The 26,143-nt window shown below is 65.5% G+C and carries 23 protein-coding genes, 1 pseudogene and 1 riboswitch; of the genes and pseudogenes, 17 read left to right on the forward strand and 7 right to left on the reverse strand.

The genetic code is table 11. The annotated features are described in order from the left end of the window. The first annotated feature begins 11 nt into the window (after positions 1 to 11). The 3 genes from DWV00_RS05045 to DWV00_RS05055 all read left to right on the forward strand — a co-directional run bounded on the left by DWV00_RS05045 (position 12) and on the right by DWV00_RS05055 (position 3,948). Entirely contained in the window at positions 12 to 743 is a 732-nt protein-coding gene (locus DWV00_RS05045; protein WP_115532455.1) for a c-type cytochrome, read from the forward strand. A 20-nt stretch (positions 744 to 763) separates the two neighbouring features. Beyond that, on the forward strand, positions 764 to 2,059 hold the full coding sequence (locus DWV00_RS05050) for a c-type cytochrome (protein ID WP_115532456.1): 1,296 nt from the start codon (positions 764 to 766) through the stop codon (positions 2,057 to 2,059). 212 nt (positions 2,060 to 2,271) lie between these two features. Further along, complete coding sequence (locus DWV00_RS05055) at positions 2,272 to 3,948, forward strand: DEAD/DEAH box helicase (RefSeq protein ID WP_115532457.1); 1,677 nt, start codon at positions 2,272 to 2,274, stop codon at positions 3,946 to 3,948. 46 nt (positions 3,949 to 3,994) lie between these two features. On the opposite strand, the gene DWV00_RS05060 is transcribed toward DWV00_RS05055, so the two are convergent. From DWV00_RS05060 to DWV00_RS05070, 3 genes are all read right to left on the reverse strand, one after another. Next, complete coding sequence (locus DWV00_RS05060; RefSeq protein ID WP_115532458.1) at positions 3,995 to 4,585, reverse strand: hypothetical protein; 591 nt, start codon at positions 4,583 to 4,585, stop codon at positions 3,995 to 3,997. Further along, a complete protein-coding gene (locus DWV00_RS05065) occupies positions 4,569 to 5,372 on the reverse strand; it encodes a ferritin-like domain-containing protein (RefSeq protein WP_425452724.1) in 804 nt (267 codons plus the stop codon). The genes DWV00_RS05060 and DWV00_RS05065 overlap by 17 nt, the downstream gene beginning before the upstream one ends. Before the next feature lie 356 nt (positions 5,373 to 5,728). Next, positions 5,729 to 7,366: a gamma-glutamyltransferase family protein gene (locus tag DWV00_RS05070; RefSeq protein ID WP_115532820.1), complete on the reverse strand. Its 1,638-nt coding sequence runs from the start codon at positions 7,364 to 7,366 to the stop codon at positions 5,729 to 5,731. 94 nt (positions 7,367 to 7,460) lie between these two features. On the opposite strand from DWV00_RS05070, the gene DWV00_RS05075 reads away from it, so the two are divergent. Both DWV00_RS05075 and DWV00_RS05080 read left to right on the forward strand, forming a co-directional pair. Then, positions 7,461 to 8,246 (forward strand): DeoR/GlpR family DNA-binding transcription regulator, encoded by a 786-nt coding sequence (locus DWV00_RS05075; RefSeq protein WP_115532460.1) that lies wholly within the window; start codon positions 7,461 to 7,463, stop codon positions 8,244 to 8,246. Between the two features lie 280 nt (positions 8,247 to 8,526). Continuing rightward, a complete protein-coding gene (locus DWV00_RS05080; RefSeq protein WP_115532461.1) occupies positions 8,527 to 8,724 on the forward strand; it encodes a hypothetical protein in 198 nt (65 codons plus the stop codon). 132 nt (positions 8,725 to 8,856) lie between these two features. Here the strand turns inward: DWV00_RS05080 and DWV00_RS05085 are convergent, their stop codons facing one another. Next, positions 8,857 to 9,219, reverse strand: a complete 363-nt coding sequence (locus DWV00_RS05085) for a hypothetical protein (RefSeq protein WP_115532462.1) — start codon at positions 9,217 to 9,219, stop codon at positions 8,857 to 8,859. 207 nt (positions 9,220 to 9,426) lie between these two features. Between DWV00_RS05085 and glpD the strand changes: the two genes are divergently transcribed. The 4 genes and pseudogenes from glpD (at position 9,427) to DWV00_RS05105 (ending at position 14,385) form a co-directional block, all read left to right on the forward strand. Further along, a complete protein-coding gene (gene glpD, locus DWV00_RS05090) occupies positions 9,427 to 10,980 on the forward strand; it encodes a glycerol-3-phosphate dehydrogenase (protein WP_115532463.1) in 1,554 nt (517 codons plus the stop codon). 107 nt (positions 10,981 to 11,087) lie between these two features. Further along, on the forward strand, positions 11,088 to 12,587 hold the full coding sequence (glpK, locus tag DWV00_RS05095; protein ID WP_115532464.1) for a glycerol kinase GlpK: 1,500 nt from the start codon (positions 11,088 to 11,090) through the stop codon (positions 12,585 to 12,587). 113 nt (positions 12,588 to 12,700) lie between these two features. Then, positions 12,701 to 13,411, forward strand: a pseudogene (locus DWV00_RS05100) (MIP/aquaporin family protein); the annotation flags it as partial. Between the two features lie 287 nt (positions 13,412 to 13,698). Next, complete coding sequence (locus DWV00_RS05105) at positions 13,699 to 14,385, forward strand: HAD family hydrolase (RefSeq protein ID WP_115532466.1); 687 nt, start codon at positions 13,699 to 13,701, stop codon at positions 14,383 to 14,385. Between the two features lie 80 nt (positions 14,386 to 14,465). Here DWV00_RS05105 and ribB read toward each other — a convergent pair whose 3' ends face one another. Then, positions 14,466 to 15,176, reverse strand: coding sequence for a 3,4-dihydroxy-2-butanone-4-phosphate synthase (ribB, locus tag DWV00_RS05110; protein ID WP_115532467.1), 711 nt, complete (start codon positions 15,174 to 15,176; stop codon positions 14,466 to 14,468). Positions 15,177 to 15,216: 40 nt separating this feature from the next. Beyond that, positions 15,217 to 15,345 (reverse strand): hypothetical protein, encoded by a 129-nt coding sequence (locus DWV00_RS34870; RefSeq protein WP_281272614.1) that lies wholly within the window; start codon positions 15,343 to 15,345, stop codon positions 15,217 to 15,219. After that, positions 15,303 to 15,475, reverse strand: a riboswitch (FMN riboswitch). (Overlaps the previous gene by 43 nt.) A gap of 367 nt (positions 15,476 to 15,842) precedes the next feature. Here DWV00_RS34870 and miaB point away from each other — a divergent pair. The 4 genes from miaB to DWV00_RS05130 are packed head-to-tail and all read left to right on the forward strand — an operon-like array spanning position 15,843 to position 19,486. After that, the gene (gene miaB, locus DWV00_RS05115) at positions 15,843 to 17,210 is read left to right on the forward strand and encodes a tRNA (N6-isopentenyl adenosine(37)-C2)-methylthiotransferase MiaB (RefSeq protein ID WP_115532468.1); all 1,368 of its coding nucleotides are present in this window, start codon (positions 15,843 to 15,845) and stop codon (positions 17,208 to 17,210) included. Positions 17,211 to 17,260: 50 nt separating this feature from the next. Further along, positions 17,261 to 18,316 carry a PhoH family protein gene (locus DWV00_RS05120; RefSeq protein ID WP_115532469.1) on the forward strand — a complete coding sequence of 352 codons (1,056 nt, stop codon included), beginning with the start codon at positions 17,261 to 17,263 and terminating at the stop codon, positions 18,314 to 18,316. 23 nt (positions 18,317 to 18,339) lie between these two features. Then, the gene (gene ybeY / locus DWV00_RS05125; RefSeq protein ID WP_115532470.1) at positions 18,340 to 18,822 is read left to right on the forward strand and encodes an rRNA maturation RNase YbeY; all 483 of its coding nucleotides are present in this window, start codon (positions 18,340 to 18,342) and stop codon (positions 18,820 to 18,822) included. A gap of 10 nt (positions 18,823 to 18,832) precedes the next feature. After that, a complete protein-coding gene (locus DWV00_RS05130) occupies positions 18,833 to 19,486 on the forward strand; it encodes a gamma-glutamylcyclotransferase (RefSeq protein WP_115532471.1) in 654 nt (217 codons plus the stop codon). 14 nt (positions 19,487 to 19,500) lie between these two features. On the opposite strand, the gene DWV00_RS05135 is transcribed toward DWV00_RS05130, so the two are convergent. Further along, a complete protein-coding gene (locus DWV00_RS05135; RefSeq protein WP_115532472.1) occupies positions 19,501 to 20,109 on the reverse strand; it encodes a DUF4337 domain-containing protein in 609 nt (202 codons plus the stop codon). 171 nt (positions 20,110 to 20,280) lie between these two features. On the opposite strand from DWV00_RS05135, the gene DWV00_RS05140 reads away from it, so the two are divergent. The 4 genes from DWV00_RS05140 (at position 20,281) to glyS (ending at position 26,130) form a co-directional block, all read left to right on the forward strand. After that, positions 20,281 to 21,174: a CorC family transporter gene (locus DWV00_RS05140; RefSeq protein WP_115532473.1), complete on the forward strand. Its 894-nt coding sequence runs from the start codon at positions 20,281 to 20,283 to the stop codon at positions 21,172 to 21,174. Next, positions 21,174 to 22,841 carry an apolipoprotein N-acyltransferase gene (lnt, locus tag DWV00_RS05145; protein WP_115532474.1) on the forward strand — a complete coding sequence of 556 codons (1,668 nt, stop codon included), beginning with the start codon at positions 21,174 to 21,176 and terminating at the stop codon, positions 22,839 to 22,841. Before DWV00_RS05140 ends, lnt begins: the two co-directional genes overlap by 1 nt. Positions 22,842 to 22,965: 124 nt before the next feature. Next, entirely contained in the window at positions 22,966 to 23,973 is a 1,008-nt protein-coding gene (glyQ, locus tag DWV00_RS05150) for a glycine--tRNA ligase subunit alpha (protein ID WP_115532475.1), read from the forward strand. 15 nt (positions 23,974 to 23,988) lie between these two features. Continuing rightward, a complete protein-coding gene (glyS, locus tag DWV00_RS05155; RefSeq protein ID WP_115532476.1) occupies positions 23,989 to 26,130 on the forward strand; it encodes a glycine--tRNA ligase subunit beta in 2,142 nt (713 codons plus the stop codon). Positions 26,131 to 26,143 lie beyond the last annotated feature (13 nt).

Below are 26,143 nucleotides of genomic sequence, written 5' to 3' on the forward strand. Positions count from 1 at the left end.
CCCGAATAACGATGGAGTTACGCGTGTCTTCCAGACGCATTTTCCGCCCGCTACTCGCCCTTCTGTTGATTGGCGGTGCCGGTGCCTACAGCGCGGCGCAAGCGCAGAGTCAGCCCCAGGCCCCCAATACGATGGAACAGCGCGTGCAGGGTTGCACGGCTTGCCACGGTTCGCACGGCCAAGGTACCGACAACGACTACTTCCCGCGCCTCGCGGGCAAGCCCGCCCAGTACCTGTACAACCAGCTCGAGAATTTCCGCGCGGGCCGGCGCAAGTACCCGCCGATGAACTACCTCGTCACGTACCTCTCTGACGACTACCTGCACCAGATCGCGACGTTCTTCTCGCAGCAGCGTCCGCCGTACCCGGCACCGTCGAAGCCGACGGTCTCGAACGACGTGCTCGCGCGCGGCAAGCAAATCGTTCTGAACGGCGATCAGTCGCATAACGTCCCCGCTTGCGCGGCCTGCCACGGCAAGGCGCTGACGGGCATGGAGCCCGCGATTCCGGGCCTTGTCGGCTTGCATAGCGATTACATCAGCGCGCAGCTCGGCGCATGGCGTTCGGGCACGCGTCACGCGATCGCCCCGGATTGCATGCACGAAATCGCTTCGCGCCTGACGGACGAAGACGTCACGGCCGTCGCCGCATGGCTGTCGACGCAACCCGCTCCGTCCAACCCGGTTCCGGCTCCGGCCCGCACGATGAAGACTCCGCTTGCCTGCGGTAGCGAACCACAGTAAGCGCGAGGAGAGACACACCTATGAAACGCAAGTCTTTGTTCGCTCTGTCGGCGCTCGTCGTTGCCGCCGCCGCACTCGTGCCCGTCCTCTGGTCGGGCAGCGACAATCTGCACAACGGCTCGGCCGAAGCGGCCACGCCGGCCGACCAGGCCGCGCTGATCAAGCGCGGCGAGTATCTCGCGCGCGCGGGCGACTGTATCGCCTGCCACACGGTGCGCGGCGGCCAGCAGTTCGCAGGCGGCCTGCCGATGGCCACGCCGTTCGGTACGCTGTACACGCCGAACATCACGCCCGACGACCAATACGGCATCGGCAAGTGGTCGTCCGACGACTTCTATCGCGCGCTCCATACGGGCCGCTCGAAGGACGGCAGCCTGCTGTATCCGGCATTCCCGTTCGCGAGCTACACGAAGGTCACGCGCGCCGATTCCGACGCGATCTACGCGTACCTGCGCTCGGTGCCGCCGGTGGCCGTTCCGAGCCGTCCGCACGAGCTGCGCTTCCCGTTCAACAACCGCAACCTGCTGATCGGCTGGCGCACGCTGTTCTTCCGTGAAGGCACCTACAAGGACGATCCGACGAAATCGGTCGAGTGGAACCGCGGCGCGTATCTCATCGAAGGCCTCGGCCACTGCACGATGTGCCACACGTCGATCAACCTGATGGGCGGCCCCGTGAATTCGTCGGCGTTCGCCGGCGGCCTGATCCCGCTGCAGAACTGGTATGCGCCGTCGCTGACGTCGAACAAGGAAGCGGGTCTCGGCGAGTGGGACATCAAGGACATCAGCGATCTGCTCAAGAACGGCGTGTCCGAGCGCGGTGCCGTGTTCGGCCCCATGGCCGAAGTCGTTCACAACAGCCTGCAGTACATGTCGAACGACGACATCCGTGCGATGGCGACGTACCTGAAGACGATCCCGCAGAAGAAAGAAGCGCCCGAGACGATGCAGTACGAGACGTCGGAGAAGTTCGGCGACGAGCTGCTGCAGACGGGTAAGAAGGTGTACGGCGACAACTGCGCGAAGTGCCACGCCGACAACGGCCTCGGCAAGCCGCCGGCCTATCCGCCGCTCGCGACCAACCAGTCGATTCAGATGCCGTCGGCCGTCAACCCGATCCGCATGGTGCTGAACGGCGGCTACCCGCCGAGCACGGATAACAATCCGCAGCCGTACGGCATGCCGCCGTTCGCGCAATCGCTGTCGAACGAGGAAGTCGCGGCGGTCGTGACGTACATCCGGATGTCGTGGGGCAACCACGGTACGCCGGTGTCGCCGCAGCAAGTGAGCGATTTGCGCTCGGCGCCGCTCGACTGATCGCATGACCCTTTAGGGGGCGCGGCCTCGCGGGCAACCGCGGCCGCGCCCTTTCTCATTTCCGGCGCGGCTCGATCCGCCGCGTCAGGACCCAAGCGGCCCGCCGGCATCACGAACGCCGAATCGTCACGAACTGCCGGGAACCACTACGGCCTTCCCGCAGACGAACCAAGACGAACGCCGGCCGCCTCACCGCATTGCACTGAAACCTTATGTCATTCGATTCCCTAGGCTTGTCCGAACCGCTGGTGCGAGCCGTCCACGAGCTCGGCTACACGTCGCCGACGCCGATCCAACAACAAGCCATTCCGGCCGTGCTCGGCGGCGGCGACCTGCTCGCCGGCGCGCAAACCGGCACGGGCAAGACGGCCGGCTTCACGCTGCCGATCCTGCAGCGCCTGAGCGCCGCGCCGGCGCACACGGGTGCGGCCGGCAAACGCATGGTGCGCGCGCTGGTCCTCACGCCGACGCGCGAACTCGCCGCCCAGGTCGAGGAAAGCGTGCGCGCCTACGGCAAGTACCTGAAGCTCAAATCGACCGTGTTGTTCGGCGGCGTGAGCATCAACCCGCAGATCGACGCCTTGAGGCGCGGCGTCGACATCGTCGTCGCAACGCCGGGGCGATTGCTCGACCACATGCAGCAAAAGACGATCGACGTTTCCGGACTCGAGATTCTCGTGCTCGACGAAGCCGATCGCATGCTCGACATGGGCTTCATCCACGACATCAAGCGCGTGCTCGCGCGCTTGCCCGCAAAGCGGCAGAACCTGCTGTTCTCGGCAACCTTCTCCGACGAAATCAAAGCGCTCGCCGACAGCCTGCTCGACGCGCCGGCGCTGATCGAAGTGGCACGCCGCAACACGACGGCCGAACTCGTCGCGCAAAAGATCCACCCCGTCGACCGCGACCGCAAGCGCGAGCTGCTCACGCATCTGATCCGCCAGCACCAGTGGTTCCAAGTGCTCGTCTTCACGCGCACGAAGCACGGCGCCAACCGTCTGGCCGAGCAATTGACGAAGGACGGCATCAGCGCACTCGCGATCCACGGCAACAAGAGCCAATCGGCGCGCACTAGAGCGCTGGCCGAATTCAAGGACGGCACGCTGCAAGTGCTCGTCGCGACCGACATCGCCGCGCGCGGCATCGACATCGATCAGCTGCCTCACGTCGTCAACTACGATTTGCCGAACGTGCCGGAAGATTACGTGCACCGGATCGGCCGTACGGGACGCGCGGGCGCGAGCGGCGAAGCGGTGTCGCTCGTCTGTGTCGACGAGCTGCAACTGCTCAAGGACATCGAGAAGCTGATCAAACGCACGATCGAGCAGGAAGTGATCGACGGCTTCGAGCCGGATCCGAATGCGAAGCCCGAGCCGATCCAGCAGCGCCGCGGACAAGGCAACGCGGGCCGTCAGCCTCGCGCGGGCGGCGAGCCGAAGCACAACGCGCGTGCGCAGAGCGGGCAGCCGGCATCGCGCCCGACCGCGGCTCGACGCGAAGGACAAGCCGGACAGGACAGTGGCCATGCAAACCCGTCCAACCGGACGGCGAAGCCCAAGCCGCAAGGGCAGCAGGCAAAGACGTCGCAGCCTCAAGTGAAGCCGCAGGGCCAGGCCAAGCTGCAAGGGCAAGCGAAGCCGCAGGGCCAAGGCCGGCCTCAATCGCAGGGCAAGCCGCAAGGCCAAGGCCGCCCTCAAGCGCAAGGCAAACCGCAAGGGCAGCAGACGCCACGCGGTGCCGGGCAGGATCGCGGGGAAGGCCAGCGTCGCAACGCGGGCGAGGCACCGTCGGGCCAAGCGAATCGTGGGCGCAAGCAAAACGACCCGGGCGCACTGCTCGGCGGAAAGCAGCGTCCGGGCGCGCCTACGAGGAACGCTCAGCGCGGCTGATCGAGCGCGCTTCGTTGACGGAAAGCGACAAGCGGAAAACGGCGAGCTAGCGATCCGCTGCTTGCCGCAACTCGCCGATCTGGCGTTCCCAGCGAGCGAGCACGGTTTGCTGCTCGCTCGCCGGCCCCGAGAGTTCGAAAGCGATACCGCCCGTCAGGCGTGCATAGCCGACCCTTTGAGCTTCACCCACGTCGATCGACGCGATGAACAACGCGAGACCGCAGCCGGCCTCGTTCGTACCGCTACCCGCCAAGGGCAAGGGCTCCACCTCCAGCTGCACTTGATGAAACGCGCCCTCATGGACGAACGTGAGCGCGGCATGTGCACGCTTGTGACCATGATGGCCGAATTCCGTTGTGTGCAAGGTGTCCCGCGCCAGCGAGCCCAGCGTGCGCGCGGCGCGCGAGCTAGGCCACAACGCGAACGCGAGCGACGTCGCATCGGGTGCATACAGCTCCCCGATGCCGAGCAGCGAGGTGCGCAGATGCCCTCCGGCATCGCAGGTGATCAGCGACGCCGTGAATCCGATCTTCGACGCCAGGGCTTCCCCGTCGAACAGCGCCCGCAGTTCCGGGGGCCATTCGTCGAAGGTGCGTTGATCGAGCGCGCGGGCCGGCGGTTCAACGGAAGAAGACATGCTCTGCCACTTTCGCGAGCGGATAGTGCACGCCGGGTTGGATGCGCGCGGGAATATTGAGCGGCTTGAGCAGCATCTTGACGCACATGTCGGCGGACAAACTGCGCCGCACGAGCGAACTGATGCGCGCCGCCCGTTCGCGGTTATAGACCGAATCATGCACGCGCTCCGGATAGCGAATGGCGAACACATGGCGCAGCGCGATCTCCGAATCCTCGCTCTTGATTTCCATCACGCGGCGCATCAATGCGCCGAGCACGGCCAGCCGGCCATTGCCTTCGATGACGTTGTACTTTTTGAAGTACTTGAAAAAGTGCTTGTAGTGACGCACTTCGTCGCTGCGGATGTGATCGGTGATCTCTTTGAGCACAGGCTCGTCCGAGCATTCGTTGATGGCCCGGTAAAGCGTGGCCGTGCCCGTTTCGACGACGCACCGCGCGACCATCTCGAGCGCGCGCGTCTTTTCGAACTCTTCCATCGAGCAGGTTTTCGAGTACTCGTCGAAGAAGTTGCGAAATGCCGTGTCCCAATCGAACTCGGGCCACACGTAGGCGATGTAAGCCTTCAGCGCGCGGCCGTGCTGCATCTCCTCGGGCTCCCATTCGTGGTTGAGCCATGCGGAGACTTCCGGGTCGCCGTCGAAGTAAGCCGTGAGATTGCTGGTGTAGAGATCGGTACCGCTTTCAATGAACGAACACGCGCAGAGCAGCAGCAGCAGATCTTCGTTCGCCGCGGCGCGCTGGCGGTCGATGCGTGTTAGATCGATGTCCTCGATGCGCCAAGGCATTACGTGATCGGAGTCGATGGTCATGACGTTGCGCTCCCAAAACCGCACCGTCGATCCGCATCGCGCAGCACACGCTCGCGCACAAAAAACGCGTTGCAGATATCAAGATGCGATACGGTGAATGTCGTTAAACGTTATACCTCCGGATGTTAGCCGGAGTCCCGAGAAATTGCTTTCCACGTGCACAGACCGTCGATCGGCAACCGCGGTTCCAAAAGCGATACTTCCGGGACAACCGAAAGCATTACAAACTGTTTAGACGATTGATTCGAATTACGGACAATTACGATCGTCCCTACGTTTAACTTGCATGCAAGCGGCGCGCCATGCCGCTCGCGCCGGTCCGTTTTCGTCACTCAAAACCCTGCCGCAAGCCCGTCGCGCCGTGTGTCGCTGGCGGCCACATAGCCGTGTTCGGGCTCGTCGCGCGACAGCTTCCAAATGTATTGGCCCGAGCCGAAGTCCATATAAGGGTCGTCGATCGCCTTGATCCGGTGCCCGCGCGCCTCGAGCGCGCGCGCGACGCCTCGATCGAACGTCGATTCGATATCGAGCGTGAAATCGCGATTGACCTTCCAGCGCGGCGCGTCGCAGGCCGCCTGAGGCTGCTGGCCGTAATCGATCATCCGCACGATCGACTGCAGATGCCCCTGCGGCTGCATATCGCCGCCCATCACGCCGAAGCTCATGACAGGCAGTTGCCGCCCATCGACGCGCTCGGTCACGAAGGCCGGAATGATGGTGTGGAACGGCCGCTTGCCGCCGGCCACGACGTTGGGCGAGCGCGGGTCCATCGAAAACCCGCAGCCGCGGTTTTGCAGTGCGATGCCGGTGCCCGGCACGACGATGCCCGAGCCGAAACCCATGTAGTTCGATTGGATGAAGCTCACCATCATCCCGCGCTCGTCAGCGGCGGTCAGATAGATCGTTCCGCCGGCCGGGGGCATGCCGAAGCCGAAGTGCGTCGCGCGCTTCGGGTCGATCAGCGCGGCGCGCGAAGCCAGATAGACATCGTCGAGCATCTGTTCCGGCGTCACTTCCATCGAGCGGGGGTCCGCCACGTAGCGGTAGACATCGGCGAACGCGAGCTTCATCGCCTCGATCTGCAAATGCTGCGAATCGATGCCGTCGCGCGCCAGCGCCTGCAAATCGAACCGTTCGAGAATGCCCAGCGCAATCAGCGCCGCGATGCCCTGGCCGTTCGGCGGGATTTCGTGGACCGTGTAGCCGCGATAGTCCTTGCCGATCGGCTCGACCCACGTCGGACGATACTCGGCCAGATCGGCCGCCGTCATCGCGCCGCCCCCCTCGCGCGCGAAGGCCGCGATCCTCTCGGCGCTCTCGCCCTCGTAAAACGCTCGCGGCCCTTGCGCCGCAAGCAGCCGCAGCGTGTGCGCATGGCCGGGCAGGCGCACGAGTTCGCTCACGAGCGGAGCCCGCCCCCGCGGCATGAAGGTGCCCGCAAAACCGGGCAGATCGGCAAGTTCGGGGATCGCCGCGGCCCACTTGCGCGCGACGATGCTCGCCACGGCATGGCCGCGCTCGGCGATGTCGATCGCCGTCGCCATCAGGTCGCCGAAAGGCAGCAAGCCGAACTTTTCGTGGAGCGCCTCCCAGCCGGCGATCACGCCGGGCACCGTAGCCGTATCCCAGCCGCGCTTGGGCTGCACGGCCACGCCGTCGTCCTCGCCGTAACGCTGCTTGAAGTACTCGACACTCCAGGCCTTCGGCGCCACCCCCGACGCATTGAGCCCGTGAAGTTTCGTCCCGTCCCAGACAAGCGCGAACGCATCGCCGCCGAGGCCGCACGAAACCGGCTCCACCACCGTCAGCGCGGCCGCCGCCGCGATCGCCGCGTCGACGGCATTGCCGCCTTGCCACAGGACGCGCAAACCGGCCTGGGCCGCGAGCGGATGGGAGGTCGATACGACGTTGCGGGCAAAAACGGGCAACCGCGGCGTGGAATAGGGGTTGTGCCAGTCGAAGCGGGTCATGTCGGTTTCTCGCGGTGAAAACGTTTCTTTCCCCAAGGGACAAAGGGTCGAAGGTTTTACAATAGCCTCTTTTACTGCCCTGCCGCCGCACGCCATGAGCCGAGACCCCCGCTTGAGCCTGAACGCACGCCAACAGGAAATGCTCGACTGGGTGCAGCGCGACGGTTTCGTGACGGTGGACGACCTCGCGTCGCACTTCGCCGTCACGCCGCAGACGATCCGGCGCGACGTGAACTGGCTCTCCGACATGAATCTGCTGCGCCGCTATCACGGCGGCGCGAGCCTGCCGACGAGTTCGGAGAACGTCTCCTATACCGCGCGCCAGCGCATGTTCCATGACGAAAAGCGGCGCATCGCGACGCTCGCCGCCACCCACATCCCCGATCAGGCGTCGCTCTTCATCAACCTCGGCACGACGACCGAGGAAGTCGCACGCGCCCTGAACCGCCATCGCGGGCTGCGCGTCATCACGAACAACCTGAACGTCGCCAACATGATGAGCGGCTACCCCGAGTGCGAGGTGCTCGTCACGGGCGGCATCGTGCGGCCGTGGGACAAAGGCATCGTGGGCGAGTTGGCCATCGAGTTCATCCGACAATTCAAGGTGGACTTCGCCATCATCGGTACCTCGGGCATCGAGCTCGACGGCACGCTGCGCGACTTCGATACCCGCGAGGTGCGCGTATCGGAAGCCATCATCGAACATGCGCGCACGGTCTTCCTGGCCGCCGATCATTCGAAGTTCGGCCGCCCGGCGCTCGTCCGTCAGGGCCACCTCAACCAGATCGACGCGCTGTTCACCGATCAGCCGACGCCGCCGGAGATGGCCGATTCCCTCGCGGCAGCCGGCACGCAGGTGTATGTCGCCCCATCGGACTGACCGCACGGCGCCTTATTTCATGCTGCGCCGCACGCGAAAGTTCAAGTGAATTCGCGAAGTTGCGGCCGCAACCGAACCGCTTCCCCGGCCGGCCGTTGTCAAACGGAAAATTTTCAGGGGACGATTTGGATAAGAACGGGCGCTTGACTACACTCCAGTTCCCCGACGTATGCGCGCATCGCGCGAGCCGGGGCGAAACGCTTCCCTACTCCCGATAGGTTGAGCGCACGGCAGCCGAGCAGCCGTTGCCGAGGCAATTCCGTTGCCCATGGAGAGAACAATGCTGAGTCCGCATGAATTCGCCACGTTGCTACTCGTCAAGGACGCTCCGAATCAAGTCGACATGGACCGTGAAGAACTCGACGCCCTCCTCGAGCAGCAGCTGGTGCAGCTCGAGCGCATGGGTTCGGGCCATCAACAGTGGCGCTTGACCGAGTCGGGCGACTCGGCGATTCGCGCGATCAAACGCTTTTCATAGCCTCGCCGCTTTCCCTCTTCTCCACCGCCGTGGTGCCGGCGCGGGCGGGTCCCGCCGCCTGCACGCGGTGAACCGACGCGTGCGTGACCTCGCGAGGACGATGCGCGGGATCGTTCACACCTCACCGCGCCGCTAGCCCCCGCGCAGCGTCGGATCGACTTGCGCGCGCCAATCGATGGCCTTCACCCGCTGAGCGTTGAAGTAATCGGCCCATGCGCGCTGCGCATCGGGTCCGCCAGCCGTTCGCATGCGGTAGTGGCTCGCCATGTCGTTGCCGAACGCGCAGTACTGCGCCTGCGATAGGCGCCCGTACCGATACGCGACGTAGGCGTCGACGAGCGCCGAGTAGACGGACTGCGCGTCCGCGCCGTAATCCGTTTGCGCGCCACAGCTCGCCTGCAGCGCCGAGAAGCTTTGCCCGCTCCCGAATACAGCCGCACACCCGCCCACGAGCACGGTTCCCGCGCACGCCACGGCCGCCATCCATCCACGCATCGCACACCTCTTTCGTCGTTTTTCAGATGGTAGCCCCTTGGTGCCCGGTCGTGCCGCGGTTTCACGATGGCGGCATGCGCGGTTCGAATACGAACCCTAAATCCCCCGTTTACTTTTTCGAATGTGTTCGTTAAAGTTCGAAAACGAACATTGATAGGTTCGTTTTATTTAGCTGATAGCCGGATGGCATAAGAGGGGACAAAGCAAGTGACGCAAGGCAGCCGATACGATCTGCTCGTGGTGGGTGGCGGAATCAATGGCACGGGCATCGCGCGCGACGCCGCTGGACGCGGCTTGTCCGTCCTGCTCGTCGAGCAGGACGATCTGGCCTCCCACACTTCGTCGTCGAGCACGAAACTCATTCACGGCGGGCTGCGCTACCTCGAATACAAGGAGTTCGGCCTCGTTCGCAAGGCGCTGCAAGAGCGCGAAACCTTGCTGCGCGCCGCCCCCCACATCATGTGGCCGCTGCGCTTCGTGATGCCCCACATGCCCAATCTGCGCCCGGCCTGGCTCATCCGCGCCGGCTTGTTCCTCTACGATCATCTGGCGCGGCGCGAGCTGCTGCCGGGTTCGCGCGGCATCGACATGCGCCGCCATCCCGCCGGCGCGCCGCTCGTCGATTCGATCGCGCGCGGCTTCGTCTACTCGGACGGCTGGGTCGACGATGCGCGTCTCGTCGTGCTGAATGCGCTCGATGCCGCCGAGCGCGGCGCCACGGTGCTCACGCGCACGAAGCTCGCCGGTGCCGTGCGCGCGGGCGGCGAATGGCACGCGCAGCTGCAACGCGCGGACGGCGCGCGCCTCGACGTGCGCGCGATGGCAATCGCGAACGCGGCGGGCCCGTGGGTGGGCCAGCTACTGCACGATGCGCTCGGGCGCGGCGCGCACCATAGCGTGCGGCTCGTCAAAGGCAGCCACATCGTGACGCGGCGCCTGTTCGATCACGATCACGCTTATATTTTCCAGAACCCCGACAAGCGGATCATCTTCGCGATCCCCTACGAGCGCGAGTTCACGCTGGTCGGCACCACGGACGTCGAATATCACGGCGATCCGTCGCAGGTCGCCATCACCGAAGACGAAACGCGCTATCTGTGCGAGTCGATCAACCGGTACTTCAAGCGCAAGATCACGCCGGCCGACGTTTGCTGGACCTACTCGGGCGTGCGTCCGCTGCTCGAGGAAGAAGGCGCCGACAACCCGTCGGCCGTCACGCGCGATTACCGGCTCGAACTCGACGCCGGTGACGGCGAGGCGCCGCTGCTGTCGGTTTTCGGCGGCAAGATCACCACGTTCCGCAAGCTCGCCGAAGAGGCCGTCGACCGCCTCGGCTCGGTCATGCCGATCGGCAAGGGCGCTTGGACGGCCGGCGCGCCGCTGCCCGGCGGCGATATCCCGGGCGCGAAGTTCGAACCGTTCGCCGCGAAGTTCGCAAACGAACATCCGTGGCTGCCGGCCAACGTAGCGCGCCGCTACGCGCGCGCATACGGCACGCGGGCCAAGCAGCTCGTGGGTTCGGCCAAATCGCTGGCGGACCTCGGCCACGAATTCGCGCCGGGCCTGTTCGAACAAGAGCTGCGCTACCTGCGCGACGTCGAGTGGGCGCGCGCCAGCGCGGACGTCCTCTGGCGCCGTTCCAAGATGGGCCTGCATCTGCAGCCGGGCACGACCGAACAGGTGGCGGGCGCGATCGACGCCTGGTTCGCCCGCTCACCGGCGTCGATTGCGCAGCACACCTCGTCCGCCATCCCCGGCTGACGGCGCGAGGGGCATTTCCGCACGGCAGTACCCGCATCACCGGCAGTACCAGGAACCGCGCAGCAGACGAGCTGCGACATATCACGACAACACATGGAGAAGAGACAATGCAGGATCAATACATCCTCGCGCTGGACCAAGGCACCACGAGTTCACGTGCGATGCTGTTCGACCGCAAGGGCAACGTCGTCTCGGTTGCTCAAAAAGAATTCCGTCAGATCTATCCGCAGCCGGGCTGGGTCGAGCACGATCCGCAGGAGATCTGGTCGACGCAAGCCGGCGTCGCGGCCGAAGCCGTCACGCGCGCGGGTATCAACGGCACGTCGATCGCCTCGATCGGCATCACGAATCAGCGCGAAACGACGATCGTCTGGGATCGCGACACGGGTCAGCCGATCTATAACGCAATCGTCTGGCAAGACCGCCGCACCGCCGGCCTGTGCGATCAGCTCAAAGCGCAGGGCCTCGAGGAGAAAGTGCGCGCGAAAACGGGCCTGCCGATCGACGCCTACTTTTCCGCCACCAAAATCCGCTGGATTCTCGACAACGTCGAAGGCGCGCGCGAAAAAGCCAAGCAAGGCAAGCTCGCGTTCGGCACGGTCGACAGCTGGCTCGTCTGGAACTTCACGAAGCACGAACTGCACATCACCGACGTGACGAATGCGTCGCGCACGATGCTGTTCAACATCCACACGATGCAGTGGGACAACGACCTGCTCGAGGCGCTCGACATTCCGCGCAGCATGCTGCCCGAAGTGCGCGCATCGTCGGAGATCTACGGCAACACGGTCACGACCGTCTTCGCCTCGAAGATTCCGATCGGCGGCATCGCCGGCGACCAGCACGCGGCGCTGTTCGGCCAAATGTGCACGAAGTCGGGCATGGTCAAGAACACCTACGGCACCGGCTGCTTCCTCGTCATGAACACGGGCGAGAAGCCCATCGAATCGAAGAACAACCTCGTCACCACGATCGCCTGGAAGATCGGCAACGAGGTCAACTACGCGCTCGAAGGCAGCATCTTCATCGGCGGCGCGGTCGTGCAATGGCTGCGCGATGGGTTGGGCATCATCAAGAGCGCGTCCGATATCGAGGCCCTCGCGGCCAGCGTCGAACATAGCGACGGCGTCTACCTCGTTCCCGCGTTCGCGGGCCTCGGCGCCCCGCACTGGAATCCGCGCGCGCGCGGCACGCTGTTCGGCGTGACCCGCGGCACCACGAACGCGCATATCGCCCGGGCGGCGCTCGATTCGATCGCCTATCAATCGCTCGACGTGCTCAAGGCGATGGAAGCGGACTCCGGCATCAAGATCGGCGAGCTGCGCGTCGACGGCGGCGCCTGCGCCAACAACTTGCTCATGCAGTTCCAGTCCGACTTGCTCGGATGCTCGACCGCGCGTCCGCGCATCAGCGAAACGACGGCCCTCGGCGCCGCCTACCTCGCGGGCCTCGCCGTCGGCTACTGGAGCAACGTGGGCGAACTCGAAAGCCAATGGCAGCTCGACCGGCGCTTCACGCCTGCGATGCAGCAGGCCAACGCTCAGCAGTGCATCGCGGGCTGGCAGCGGGCGATCAACGCCGCCAAGGCTTGGGCCGACGCGAGCTGAGAGCGTACGGCCGCGGGCAGGGATACGGCATGAACGCGGCCGCTTCGTGCCCGTGCCCGCCTGCGCCAATTCAACCAACAATCGACCAACAATAGTCATTCCGGAGACACACCAACATGTCACCCCTGATCGCGGAATTCCTAGGCACCGCGCTGCTCGTGCTGCTCGGCAACGGCTCCGTCGCCAACGTGCTGCTCGCGCGCACGAAGGGCAAGGGCGCCGATCTCATCGTCATCGTCTGGGGCTGGGCGATGGCCGTCTTCGTCGCCGTCTACGTGACGGCGTCGTTCAGCGGCGCGCATCTGAACCCCGTCGTGACGATCAGCCTCGCGCTCGCCGGCAAGTTCGCCTGGAGCAAGGTAGCCGGCTACATCACGGCGCAGATGCTCGGCGGCATGGCAGGCGCGTTCCTCGTCTGGCTCGCCTATCGCCAGCACTTTTCGTCGACGGAAGACGCCGACATCAAGCTCGCCTGCTTCTGCACGGCGCCGGCGATTCGCAGCGTCCCGCACAACGTGCTGACGGAAATGATCTGCACCTTCGTTCTGATCCTCGGCGTGCTCTACCTCGCCTCGCCGCAAGTGGGCCTCGGCGCGCTCGACGCCCTGCCCGTCGGCCTGCTCGTGCTCGGCATCGGCATCTCGCTCGGCGGCCCGACCGGCTATGCGATGAGCCCCGCCCGCGACCTGGCGCCGCGCATCATGCACGCGCTGCTGCCGATCCCCGGCAAGCGCGGCAGCGACTGGCGCTACGCCTGGGTGCCGGTGTTCGGCCCGCTCGTGGGCGGCGCGATGGCATCGTTCGTGTACGTGCATGCGCATTGAGCGGAACGATCAGTACGAACGGAACAGGCCGTGCAAGCGGAACAAGCCTGACAAGTACGACAAGCGGCATAAGCGGAACGAGCATGTTCGGCCGTTAGCCGCATAGACCCGATCGGGGCGTTCAAGGCCGGCGGCACGAATGCGTACCAATAGCCGCGAACGCCCCGGGGTCGGACTCAGCGAAGAAAGAGAGCGCCGCGACGCCAATATCCGTATCATTGGCGTTTCACTACACAACAAAGTGCGCTCCGGGGTTAGGCCAGCCACCGTGCGCGCGCCCTTTCTTCATGTTCGACCATCTCATCTGCGACTGCGACGGCGTGCTCGTCGACAGTGAAGTGATCGCCGACCGCGTGCTGCTGCACGCCCTGTCGGCCGAGTTCCCGACCATCGATTTCGCTTCCGTCGTCCATCTGGCCTTCGGTCAGCGTACATCGACCTTTCTTTCCGATATCGAGAAGCGATTTGAGATCGTCATCCCCGACAGTTTCCTCGCCGGTGTCGAACGCGACATCGACGCGCAATTGAAGCACTCGCTCGCACCGATCGCCGGCGTGCGCGATGCGCTCGCGCAGGTACCGCTGCCGGCTGCCGTCGTCTCCAACAGCCGCCTCGCGCGGATTGCGCAGTCGCTCTCGCGCGTCGGGCTGGCCGATGTCTTCGGCCCGCGCGTGTTCAGTGCCGAGCAGGTCCAACGGCCCAAGCCGCATCCGGACGTCTACCTGCACGCCGCGCGCGAACTCGGCGTCGCGCCGGAGCGCTGCCTTGTCGTCGAAGACAGCGTGACAGGCCTGTCGGCGGCGCGCGCCGCGGGCATGCCGACGATCGCGTTCGTCGGCGCGAGTCACGTTCCCAAAGGCTATGCGCAAGTGCTGCGCAACCTGGGCGTCACGCGCATCGTAGAGCGCATGGAGCAATTGCCCGCATTGATCGCCGCGGGGTTGCGCGGCGAGTTCGGGCAACTGCTTTCGTAAGTCCGGGACGTAGGCGAACCGGGGTTCGTTTCGCCTACGCGTTCGAGACTTCGAGAAGACGCCGAAACGACAGCGCCGCCTTACGCCTCGCTTGCGCAGCTCTCCCGCTCGCGTGCGGCCGCCAGCGCCCGGCGAAACGCAACCAGCTCCTCGATCGTCAGCATCGGCAAGCCGTGCTTGGCGGCGAAGCGCTCGACCTGCGCGCCGCGCGTCATCGTGCCGTCCTCATTCATGAGTTCGCACAGCACGCCGGCCGGCGACAAGCCCGCGAGCACGGTCAGATCGACCGTGCCCTCGGTGTGGCCGCGGCGCGCGAGCACGCCGCCCGGCTGCGCGCGCAGCGGAAACACGTGACCGGGGCGCACGATGTCCTCGGGTTCGGCCTGCTCGGCGATAGCCGCCCGGATCGTCGTCACGCGATCGGCGGCCGACACGCCCGTGCTCACGCCGTGGCGCGCCTCGATCGATACCGTGAACGCCGTGCCGTGGCGGCTCTCGTTGTGGGCGACCATGGCCGGCAACGCGAGCGCGCGAATCTTCTCGTCGGGCAGGCACAAGCAGACGATGCCGCTGCACTCGCGAATCAGCAGCGCCATCGTCTCGACGGACAGACGCTCGGCGGCCACGATGAGATCGGCCTCGTTTTCGCGATCGTGGTCGTCCTGCAGAACGACGGCGCGGCCATCACGCAACGCGGCAAGCGCGGCTGCGATGCGCGGCGACATCGGCACGGAATCGAGGAAGGAAAGTTCGGCGGACGCCGTGGAAACGGGTAAAGACGGTAAAGACATATGAAACGCTCCTCGCGAGAGAGAAAAAGCGAAAAACGTTTCAGGGCATCGCAAACGGCACGAACGCCACCGCGCTCGACACGGCAAAGCATGCCGAGCCGAACGAGGCGGCGAGCGCGACTGTCTGCGCATCTTCTTTCATCCGGACTGTGACCGTCGGCTCTGGCATCGCACCAGATCTGCTGACCCCGCGCGGCAAGCAACCGGAGAGGCTGCTTCGTTCGCGGGCGCTCGCGGGCTCGCCGGCACATGGCCGGCATACCGCCGGTGGGGAATTTCACCCCGCCCTGAAGACGCACTGATATATAAGACATAGAACCGGCACTGGGCCGGTCCGATGAGGATACACGAGGGTTGCCATGCCTGCCGGCAAAGCCCTCGCGGCGGCGAGGGCTCTTTCCGAACGGAAAGCGGGCCCGGGCTTGCCGTCATGCCGACCGAAAACGGATCCGCGCTGGCCGCATCGGGGCCGCCATGCCCGACCGGCTATAATGTCGGGTTATGCGGCAGGCATTTCGTCCCGCTTCGCCCCCTTTTACCAGGGAGATACGCGCGAGCGACACGCCCCGCCGCGGCCCGACATCCGCCCCGCCCGATGCGGCGGCCCGTGCCGGCTTCCACGACTTACCTACGCCCCCAGGTCAACCACTGCGAACGGCGAGCTTCATGACCAAGAAAGTTTATGTAAAAACCTTTGGCTGCCAGATGAACGAGTACGACTCCGACAAGATGGTCGACGTACTTGGTGCCGCCGAAGGACTCGTCAAGACGGATTCCCCCGAAGACGCTGACGTCATCCTGTTCAACACCTGCTCCGTGCGCGAAAAGGCGCAGGAAAAGGTCTTCTCCGATCTGGGCCGCGTGCGCGAGCTGAAAGAGGCCAAGCCCGACCTGCTGATCGGCGTCGGCGGCTGCGTCGCGAGCCAGGAAGGCGCCGCGATCGTCGCGCGCGCGCCCTACGTCGATCTCGTCTTCGGCCCGCAGACGCTGCACCGGCTGCCGCAGATGATCGACGCGCGCCGCGCGAGCGGCCGTTCGCAAGTCGACATCTCGTTTCCCGAAATCGAAAAGTTCGACCATCTGCCGCCCGCGCGCGTCGACGGCCCGAGCGCATTCGTCTCGATCATGGAAGGCTGCAGCAAGTACTGCAGCTACTGCGTCGTGCCCTACACGCGCGGCGACGAGGTCTCACGCCCGCTCGACGACGTCCTGACGGAAATCGCGGGGCTGGCCGATCAAGGCGTGCGCGAAGTCACGCTGCTCGGCCAGAACGTGAACGCCTATCGCGGCGCGCTGACGGCGGGCGCGGCCGAGATCGCCGATTTCGCGACGCTGATCGAATACGTCGCCGAGATCCCCGGCATCGAGCGCATCCGCTACACCACGTCCCATCCGAAGGAATTCACGCAGCGCCTGATCGACGTCTACGCGAAGGTCGACAAGCTCGTTTCGCATCTGCACCTGCCCGTGCAGCACGGCTCCGATCGCATTCTGATGGCGATGAAGCGCGGCTACACGGTGCTCGAGTACAAGTCGGTGATACGCCGCCTGCGCGCGATCCGGCCCGACCTCTCGCTGTCCACGGACATCATCGTCGGCTTCCCGGGCGAGACGCAGGACGACTTCGACAAGACGATGGCGCTCGTGCACGAGATGAGCTACGACACGAGCTTCTCGTTCATCTACAGCCCGCGTCCCGGCACGCCCGCCGCGAACCTTCACGACGATACGCCGCGCGAAGCTAAGCTCAAGCGCCTGCAGCATTTGCAGGCGACCATCGACGCCAACGTCGTGCGCATCAGCGAAGCGATGGTCGGCAACGTCGAGCGCATCCTCGTCGAGCGCCCCGCGCGCAAGGACCCGACCGAACTCGCCGGCCGCACGGCCAACAACCGCGTCGTCAATTTCCCCGCGCCGGTGGCCTCGCACGCGCGTCTGATCGGCCAGATGATCGACGTGCGCATCACGCGCGCCTATCCGCATTCGCTGCGCGGCGAACTCGTGCTCGCGGAACATCCGGAATCCGTTGCTTGAACCTTGACCCCCGACCCATCGCCCAAGTCCTTAAGGAACGCACTTTCGCCTTGAAGAACGCCCCGTCCCTGGAATTCACCGCGCCGCGAGAAGACAACGCGCGCCTCGCCAACCTGTGCGGGCCGCTCGACGAAAACCTGCGGCAGATCGAACAAGCGCTCGACGTCACGCTCCAGCGGCGCGGCCATCGCATCTCGATCCGCGGACGCGGCGCGAAAGTCGCGCTCGGCGCGCTCGAAACGTTCTACAACCGCGCACGCGAGCCGCTGTCGGTCGACGACATCCAGCTCGCGCTCGTCGAATCGCGCCATCCGGGCAACCGCGGCGGCGCGCAAGACGATGCGGCGTCCAACCGCTACGACCCCGACCATCCGTTCGACGAACCGGCGGGCCAGGGCGACGAAAGCATCGACGAACTCGGCCCGAAACTCTACACGCGCCGCGCCGATCTGCGCGGACGCACGCCGGCGCAGCGCGAATACTTGAAGCAGATCGTCTCGCACGACGTCACCTTCGGCGTCGGGCCCGCGGGGACGGGCAAGACGTATCTCGCCGTGGCCTGCGCCGTCGATTCGCTCGAGCGCGATCAAGTCAAGCGCATCGTGCTCACGCGTCCGGCGGTCGAAGCGGGCGAGCGGCTCGGCTTCCTGCCGGGCGACCTCGCGCAGAAGGTCGATCCGTACTTGCGTCCGCTTTACGACGCACTCTACGATCTGCTCGGCTTCGACAAGACCGCCAAGATGTTCGAGCGGCAGATGATCGAAATCGCACCGCTCGCCTACATGCGCGGACGTACGCTGAACCACGCGTTCATCATTCTCGACGAAGCGCAGAACACGACGCCCGAGCAGATGAAGATGTTCCTCACGCGCATCGGCTTCGGCTCGAAAGCCGTCGTCACCGGCGATACGACGCAAGTCGACTTGCCGCGCGGCGCGAAAAGTGGGCTGATCGAAGCGCAGCAAGTGCTGGCGAACGTGCGCGGTATTGCGCTCACGCGCTTCACGAGTGCGGACGTGGTGCGTCATCCGCTCGTCGCCCGCATCGTCGAAGCGTACGACCAGCACACGAAGAAGGACGACGCCGCACCGATCGACGGGCGATGACGCCTCCCGCGAACCGAGAACGAATGAACGAGAAAACACGTGCGCCGCGGCTGAAGCTGGCGTTCCAGTTTCCGGCCGCCAAGGCGTTCCCCGAACACAAGGACGCGGTCTCGCGTGCGAACGTCGCCATCTGGATCAAGGCGGCACTGTTCGCCGACGGCGAGCTGACGGTGCGCTTGGTCGACGCCGACGAAGGCCGCCAGTTGAACCGCACCTATCGCGGCAAGGACTACGCGACGAACGTGCTCACGTTCGCCTACGCGGAGAGCGAAGACGATCCCGTTTCGGGCGACCTGATCCTGTGCTGCCCCGTGATCGAGCGCGAGGCGGCCGAGCAAGGCAAACCGCTCGCCGCGCACTACGCCCACATGATCGTGCACGGCACGCTTCATGCGCAGGGCTACGATCACGAGATCGACGAAGAGGCGGAAGAAATGGAAGCGCTCGAAACGGAGATCCTCGGCCGGCTGGGCTTCGCCGATCCGTACGGAGACCGCGCCCGCTAGCACGCCCACGATGTCCGACACGAGCCAGCTCCCCGCCCCGCTTGTTCCCGCCTGCCCGGGCTATCCGCCCGCGCTCGGCGAGGCGCGGCTGCTGGGCGAGGCCGAGCTTGCCGCATCGCTCGCCGATACGATGCGGCACTGGGACGGCGCGAGCGATCTATGGCTGTTCGGCTATGGCTCGCTGATTTGGAACCCCGGCATGCCGGCCGCGGAAACCGTGCGTGCGCGCGTACGCGGCTACCACCGGGGGCTGTATCTGTGGTCCCGCGTGAACCGCGGCACGCCGGAGCAGCCGGGCCTCGTGCTCGCGCTCGATCGCGGCGGCTCCTGTACCGGCATGGCGTTTCGGCTCGCGGGCGAAGGCGCGCGGCCGCATTTGGAGGCGCTCTGGCGGCGTGAAATGCCGATGGGCTCCTACCGGCCGGCCTGGCTCCCGTGCTGGCTCGCCGATGGGCGCCGCGTCGACGCGCTGGCGTTCGTCATGCGGCGCGACGTGCCGACCTACACAGGCAAACTGTCCGACGAAACCGTGAAGGCCGTATTCGGCTGCGCCACAGGCCGCTACGGCACGACGCTCGATTACGTCCGCCGCACCGTCGAAGCCCTGCGCGAATGCGGGATGCCCGATCGCGCGCTCGAAGCGCTGCTCAAGCGTTGCCTTTAGCGCCATCTCGTCGATCAATATCCGAGAAAAGCCGCGATACCGACGAGCGCTCCAAGCCCGGCCACGCCGAGCGCGCCGCCGAGCAGCCAGCGGCGGCGCGTGAGCAGCGTGATGGCCGCCAGCGAAATCGCGATTTGCGTGAGCGTCGTGGCCTGCGCCCAGCGGTGGTGCAGATGCAGTTGCCGTTCGCTGGCCGCGTCCGCTTGCGCGACGGCCTTCTCGAGCCCTTCGGCCTGCGCCCGGATCGCCTTCTTTTGGTCGACGTATTTGGCGGCGTCGGCGGTGAACTTGGCGCTCGCCTTCGGATCGGCCGCCGTCAGCGCGGCGCCGAGTTCGGCCAGATTCTGCTTCTCGCCCTTTGCCTGGTAGTAGCCCCACTGATTGGCCGCCTCCGTCTTGCGGATCGCGGCCTCGTTCTTGTAAAAGAGCGCGAGCCCCTCGGTGGACCCGCCTTGATACGAGAAGATCGCACCGATCGTCGCGAGCACGGCCGTCATGACGGCGATTCGGCCCGCGAACGGATCGGGCGGCGCGCCGCCGCTCTCGTGGCCATGCTCGTGATCGTGGCCCGCGTGTTCGAGCGCTTCTTCGTGCGGCCCGCGCACTTCAAACTCTTCGGACATAATTCTTTCGCGCAAACAAGGTAGAAGACTGAAGGCAATTCGAGCTTGCGCTCGCCTTACAGTGCCTGTCGCGAACTTTAGCAGGCCCATCGGCATAGATGGTCCTACTTTTGCGTGGTGTATCCTTTACTCTCCGTTTACCACGCGTCCAGCCGTCCCGGACGCACCGCCATGACCGACGCCTATCCCAGTCGACGCCATACCGACAAGCCTCCCGAAAAACGCTCGCTGCTCGAGCGCCTGACCGATTTCATTTCGCCCGAGCCCGAATCGCGCGGCGAACTGCTGGAAATCCTGCAAGACGCGCACGAGCGCAATCTGATCGACGCCGATTCGCTCTCGATGATCGAGGGCGTCTTCCAAGTGTCCGATCTTTGCGCGCGCGACATCATGGTGCCGCGCGCCCAGATGGACGCCATCGACATCGAGTGCAGCCCCGAGGAATTCATCCCCTTCGTCCTGGAAAAGGCGCACTCGCGCTATCCGGTGTACGAGGGCAACCGCGACAACATCATCGGCGTGCTGCTAGCGAAGGACTTGCTGCGCTATTACGCCGAGGAATCGTTCGACGTGCGCGGCATGCTGCGTCCGGCCGTGTTCATCCCGGAAGCGAAGCGGCTCAACGTGCTGCTCCACGATTTCCGCATGAATCGCAATCACATTGCAATCGTCGTCGACGAATACGGCGGCGTGGCCGGGCTCATCACGATCGAAGACGTGCTGGAGCAGATCGTCGGCGACATAGAAGACGAATACGACTTCGACGAGGAAAGCGGCAACATCATCGCCTCGCCCGACGGCCGCTACCGCGTGCGTGCGCTGACGGAAATCGAGCAGTTCAACGAAGTATTCGGCACGCATTTCTCGGATGAGGAAGTCGATACGATCGGCGGCCTCGTGACGCATCATTTCGGCCGTGTGCCGCACCGCGGCGAGCGCGTGCGCATCGACGATCTCATCTTCGAAATCCTGCGCGGCGACGCGCGCCAAGTCCACGTGCTGCTCGTGAGGCGAGATCCGCTCGCGGGCCAGCGCGAACGCGAAGCACAGCACGTTCAAACTTGATGGCCGAATCGATTACCTCCCGTCTGCGCGGCCGCGCCGCCCGGGCGAGCACCGCCACGGGGCCGGGCACGCTATCGCGCTGGCACTACGTCGCCGCGCTGGCGCTCGGCGCATTGAACACGCTTTCGTTCGCGCCGACGCCGCACGGCGGCTGGCTCGAAATCGCCCTCTTCGCCATGCTCTACGGCTGGCTTGCGCGCACGACCAGCTGGAAGAGCGCGGCCTTGACGGGCGGCGCGTTCGGCTTCGGCAACCTCGTCACGGGCGTTTGGTGGCTCTACGTCAGCATGCATCACTACGGCGGGATGCCGGCACCGCTCGCGGGCGCCGCAGTCGCGCTGTTCGCGCTCTACCTCGCGCTCTACCCGTCGATTTCGGCGGGGCTGTGGTCGTTCTGCGCGGGGCATGCCGCAGCACGCGGCTCGCGTGACGACGATGCGCGTCCGTTCTCACCGACCTGGCACGGCGCATTCGCGTTCGCGAGCGCCTGGGCGATCGGCGAATGGCTGCGCGGCACTGTCTTCACCGGCTTTCCTTGGCTTGCGAGCGGCTACGCGCAGGTCGACGGGCCGCTCTCCGGGTTCGCGGCGATCGGCGGCGTCTATGGCGTCGGCTGGGTCTTGGCGCTCACCGCGGCGCTCATCGTTCAGAGCGTGTGGGCCTGGTTCGCATCGGAGCGCCGGGGCGCGGCGATCGTCCTGCCGGCCGTGGCGGCGCTCGCGCTCATGGGCGCCGGCGTGCTGCTGTCACGCGTCGCCTGGACGCTACCCGGCAATGCGCCGCTGACCGTTCGGCTGCTGCAGGGCAACGTCAAGCAAGAGATGAAATTCGACGAAGCCGGCGTCACCGCCGCGCTCGACCTCTACGAGCGGATGATCACCGCGCACGCGGCCGATCTCATCGTCACGCCGGAAACGGCGATTCCGATGCTGCCGGAGCAGTTTCCGGAAACGTTCGGGCGCGCGCTGCGCACGTTCGCGGACAACACGGGCTCGTCGCTGCTGATCGGCGCGTTCGGCGCGTCGATCGGGCCCGACGGCCGATACGTAGACGAAACGAACAGCTTCTTCGGCGTCACGCCGGGCTCGCGCGAGCTGTACCGCTACGACAAGCACCATCTGGTGCCGTTCGGCGAATTCGTTCCATGGGGCTTTCACTGGTTCGTGCAGCTGATGAACATTCCGCTCGGCGATCTCGCCCGCGGCAAGCCCGTGCAGCACGCCTTCATGGTTCATAACCAGCCGGTGGACGTCGACATCTGCTACGAAGATATCTTCGGCGAGGAGATCGCGCGCACGCTGCGCGAGGCCGCCGTGCCCGCGGGCGTGCTCGTGAACGCGTCGAACCTGGCCTGGTTCGGCGATACGATCGCGCTCGATCAGCACCTGCAGATGGCGCGCATGCGCACGCTCGAAACAGGGCGGCCGCTCATCGCGGCAACCAACACCGGCACGACCGCAGTCATCGATGCGCAAGGCCGCGTAACGGCGCGCCTACCCGCATTCACGACGGGCCAGATCGAAGCGAAGGTGCAAGGCATGACGGGACGCACACCGTACATCAGTGTCGGCAACAATCTGGTACTTGCACTCTCGCTGGTGCTGATCGCCTTCGGGTTTGCATACGGTCCGGGGCGCAAAAGCCGCAACGCACGGCCAATCCGGTAAAATTCACTGTTTTAGCGCTGGGCAGCGGTTCTGCCGCCTGCCCGCCCGATACCGTGCACGAGCGCGCCCACGCGCGACCGGCCGGTAGCCGGGCCCATCCGCCTTCAGCCGCCATAGGCACGACATGCTCACGTTTCAGCAAATCATCCTGACGCTGCAATCCTATTGGGACCAACAGGGTTGCGCGCTGCTCCAGCCGATCGACTTGGAAGTCGGCGCCGGCACTTCGCACGTCCATACGTTCTTGCGCGCCATCGGGCCCGAGCCTTGGCGCGCGGCCTACGTGCAGCCGTCGCGGCGCCCGAAGGACGGCCGCTACGGCGACAACCCGAACCGCCTGCAGCACTACTACCAGTACCAGGTCGTGCTCAAGCCCGCGCCGGAAAACATCCTCGATCTGTACCTCGGCTCGCTCGAAGCGCTCGGCTTCGATCTGAAGCAAAACGACGTGCGCTTCGTCGAAGACGATTGGGAAAACCCGACGCTCGGCGCCTGGGGCCTCGGCTGGGAAGTCTGGCTCAACGGCATGGAGGTCACGCAGTTCACCTACTTCCAGCAAGTGGGCGGCCTCGACTGCAAGCCGGTGCTCGGCGAAATCACGTACGGCCTCGAGCGCCTCGCGATGTATCTGCAAAAGGCCGAGAACATCTACGACCTCGTCTGGACCGAATGGGAAGAAGCGGGCCCGAACGGCCCCGAACTGCGGCGCCTCACCTACCGCGACGTCTACCACCAGAACGAAGTCGAGCAATCGACCTACAACTTCGAATACGCGAACGTCGAGCTGCTGTTCTCGCAATTCAACAGCTACGAATCGGAAGCGAAGCGCATGATGGAATCGCAGCTTGCGCTGCCCGCCTACGAACTCGTGCTCAAGGCCGGGCATACGTTCAATCTGCTCGATGCGCGCGGCGCGATCTCGGTCACGGAGCGCGCGGCCTACATCGGCCGCATCCGCGCGCTGTCGCGGCTCGTCGCGCAAGCCTATTACGATTCGCGCGAAAAGCTCGGCTTCCCGATGCTCGGCAATCCCGTTCACGGGGTGCCCGGCTTGACGACGGACGAGCAGGACGCCGCGATGCCGGCATGGGCGCCGCCGCTGAAGGTCGAGCGCAAGATCGACAAGGAATGACGAGACCCAACGAACATGAATCAAGCTCACCAAGCCACCCTGCTCGTCGAACTGCTGACTGAGGAATTGCCGCCGAAAGCGCTCGCGCGTCTGACCGACGCATTCGCGCAAGGCCTCGTCGAACGCCTGGCCGCGCGCGATCTCGTCGCCGGCGAGCCTTCGTTCGAACGCTTCGGCACGCCGCGCCGTCTCGCGGTGCTCGTGAAGAACGTGCGCGCCGTCGCCCCCGAAAAACAAGTCCGCGAAAAGGTGCTGCCCGTCTCGGTCGCCCTCGATGCGAACGGCCAGCCCACGGCACCGCTCGCAAAGAAGCTCGCGGCGCTCGGTTTTCCCGATGTCCAGGTGGCCGATTTGGAACGCGCCTCCGACGGCAAAGCGGAGGCGTTCTTCCTGCGCTACGCAGCCCCTGGCGCAACGCTCGCCGACGGTCTGCAAGCCGCGCTCGAAGAAGCGGCGGCAAAGCTGCCGATTCCGAAGGTCATGACTTACCAGCGGCCCGACGGCACGAACGTTCAGTTCGTCCGTCCGGTGCAGCGTCTTACGGTCCTGCACGGCGATAACGTCGTGCCCGTCACGGCATTCGGCATCGACGCCGGCGACGCTACGCTCGGCCATCGCTTCCTGTCGGACGGCCTCGTCGGGCTCCTGCATGCCGACGAATACGCGCAAACGCTGCGCGCCAAAGGCCGCGTGATCGCGAGTTTCGACGCGCGGCGCGCGAGCATCGTCGAGCAATTGAACGCGCACGCGCACGGCGACAGCGTCGTGATGCCCGAGGCGCTGCTCGATGAAGTGACTGGGCTCGTCGAATGGCCGGTCGTCTACGAATGCCGCTTCGAGGATCAATTCCTGCAAGTCCCGCAGGAATGCCTGATTCTGACGATGCAGACGAACCAGAAGTACTTCGCACTCACCGATCAGGCCGGCAAGCTGCGCTCGCGCTTCTTGATCGTCTCGAACATCGAGACGGGCACGCCGGGCGACATCGTCGAGGGCAACGAGCGCGTCGTGCGCCCGCGTCTGGCCGATGCGAAGTTCTTCTTCGAGCAAGACAAGAAGAAGCCGCTCGCCGATCGCGTGCCGTTGCTTGCGAACGTCGTCTATCACAACAAGCTCGGCTCGCAGCTCCAGCGTGTCGAGCGTCTCGAAGCGCTCGCGCGCGCCATCGCGCCGCTCGTCGGCGCCGATCCCGCGCAAGCCGCGCGCGCCGCGCGCCTCGCCAAGGCCGATTTGCTGACCGACATGGTCGGCGAATTCCCCGAGCTGCAAGGCACGATGGGCACCTACTATGCCCGCCACGACGGCGAAGCCGAGGAAGTCGCGCTCGCTTGCACCGAACACTACCAGCCGCGCTTTTCCGGCGATGCGCTGCCGGGCACGCGCGTCGGCACGGCCGTCGCGCTCGCCGACAAGCTCGAAACGCTCGTGGGCATCTGGGGCGTAGGCCTCGTGCCCACCGGCGAGAAGGACCCGTTCGCGCTGCGCCGCCATGCGCTCGGCATGCTGCGCATCCTGATCGAGAAGCAACTGCCGATCGATCTCGTCGCGTTGCTGAATGTGGCCACGGGCTGCTTCGGCGCCGCGCCGCAGGTCGCCGACTGCACGGGCGCGCTCTACGCGTTCTTCATGGACCGGCTGCGCGGCCTGCTGCGCGAGCGCGGCTACGCCGCGACGGAAATCGAGGCCGTTTTGAGCCTGCAGCCGAGCAAAGTCGACGACATCCTTGCCCGGCTCGACGCCGTGCGCGAATTCTCGGCGCTGCCCGAAGCCGGTGCACTCGCCGCCGCCAACAAGCGCATCACGAACATTCTGAAGAAATCCGAAGCCGAGGTGAGCCTCACCGCGGCCGGCGCGACGGCCCCGAACGGCGCGGCCGCGCCGTCGGTGCAATCGGCGCTGCTCGTCGAACCGGCGGAACGCTCGCTCTCCGAGCAGCTGAAGAAAGTCACGCCGACGGTTCAAGCGCAGCTCGAGCAGCGCGACTACACGCGCGCGCTGTCGGCGCTCGCCGCGCTGCGCGATCCCGTCGACACGTTCTTCAACGACGTGATGGTCAACGCCGAGGACACCGCGCTGCGCAAGAACCGGCTCGCCCTGCTGGCCGAGCTGCACACGCAGATGAACTGCGTGGCCGACATCTCGAAACTCGCGGCGTAAGCGAGCGGAAGCG

Source organism: Trinickia dinghuensis (genome assembly GCF_003367175.1).
Lineage (GTDB): Bacteria > Pseudomonadota > Gammaproteobacteria > Burkholderiales > Burkholderiaceae > Trinickia > Trinickia dinghuensis.

Coding starts and splice junctions, on each gene's coding strand:
- glyQ (WP_115532475.1), top strand. CDS start 22,966: ATGCTCACGTTTCAGCAAATCATCCTGACGCTGCAATCCTATTGGGAC.
- DWV00_RS05045 (WP_115532455.1), top strand. CDS start 12: ATGGAGTTACGCGTGTCTTCCAGACGCATTTTCCGCCCGCTACTCGCC.
- DWV00_RS05065 (WP_425452724.1), bottom strand. CDS start 5,372: ATGCCTTGGCGCATCGAGGACATCGATCTAACACGCATCGACCGCCAG.
- DWV00_RS05135 (WP_115532472.1), bottom strand. CDS start 20,109: ATGTCCGAAGAGTTTGAAGTGCGCGGGCCGCACGAAGAAGCGCTCGAA.
- DWV00_RS05050 (WP_115532456.1), top strand. CDS start 764: ATGAAACGCAAGTCTTTGTTCGCTCTGTCGGCGCTCGTCGTTGCCGCC.
- lnt (WP_115532474.1), top strand. CDS start 21,174: ATGGCCGAATCGATTACCTCCCGTCTGCGCGGCCGCGCCGCCCGGGCG.
- DWV00_RS05055 (WP_115532457.1), top strand. CDS start 2,272: ATGTCATTCGATTCCCTAGGCTTGTCCGAACCGCTGGTGCGAGCCGTC.
- DWV00_RS05140 (WP_115532473.1), top strand. CDS start 20,281: ATGACCGACGCCTATCCCAGTCGACGCCATACCGACAAGCCTCCCGAA.
- ybeY (WP_115532470.1), top strand. CDS start 18,340: ATGAACGAGAAAACACGTGCGCCGCGGCTGAAGCTGGCGTTCCAGTTT.
- ribB (WP_115532467.1), bottom strand. CDS start 15,176: ATGTCTTTACCGTCTTTACCCGTTTCCACGGCGTCCGCCGAACTTTCC.
- DWV00_RS05085 (WP_115532462.1), bottom strand. CDS start 9,219: ATGCGTGGATGGATGGCGGCCGTGGCGTGCGCGGGAACCGTGCTCGTG.
- DWV00_RS34870 (WP_281272614.1), bottom strand. CDS start 15,345: ATGCCAGAGCCGACGGTCACAGTCCGGATGAAAGAAGATGCGCAGACA.
- miaB (WP_115532468.1), top strand. CDS start 15,843: ATGACCAAGAAAGTTTATGTAAAAACCTTTGGCTGCCAGATGAACGAG.
- DWV00_RS05070 (WP_115532820.1), bottom strand. CDS start 7,366: ATGACCCGCTTCGACTGGCACAACCCCTATTCCACGCCGCGGTTGCCC.
- glyS (WP_115532476.1), top strand. CDS start 23,989: ATGAATCAAGCTCACCAAGCCACCCTGCTCGTCGAACTGCTGACTGAG.
- DWV00_RS05075 (WP_115532460.1), top strand. CDS start 7,461: ATGAGCCGAGACCCCCGCTTGAGCCTGAACGCACGCCAACAGGAAATG.
- DWV00_RS05080 (WP_115532461.1), top strand. CDS start 8,527: ATGCTGAGTCCGCATGAATTCGCCACGTTGCTACTCGTCAAGGACGCT.
- DWV00_RS05105 (WP_115532466.1), top strand. CDS start 13,699: ATGTTCGACCATCTCATCTGCGACTGCGACGGCGTGCTCGTCGACAGT.
- glpK (WP_115532464.1), top strand. CDS start 11,088: ATGCAGGATCAATACATCCTCGCGCTGGACCAAGGCACCACGAGTTCA.
- DWV00_RS05060 (WP_115532458.1), bottom strand. CDS start 4,585: ATGTCTTCTTCCGTTGAACCGCCGGCCCGCGCGCTCGATCAACGCACC.
- DWV00_RS05130 (WP_115532471.1), top strand. CDS start 18,833: ATGTCCGACACGAGCCAGCTCCCCGCCCCGCTTGTTCCCGCCTGCCCG.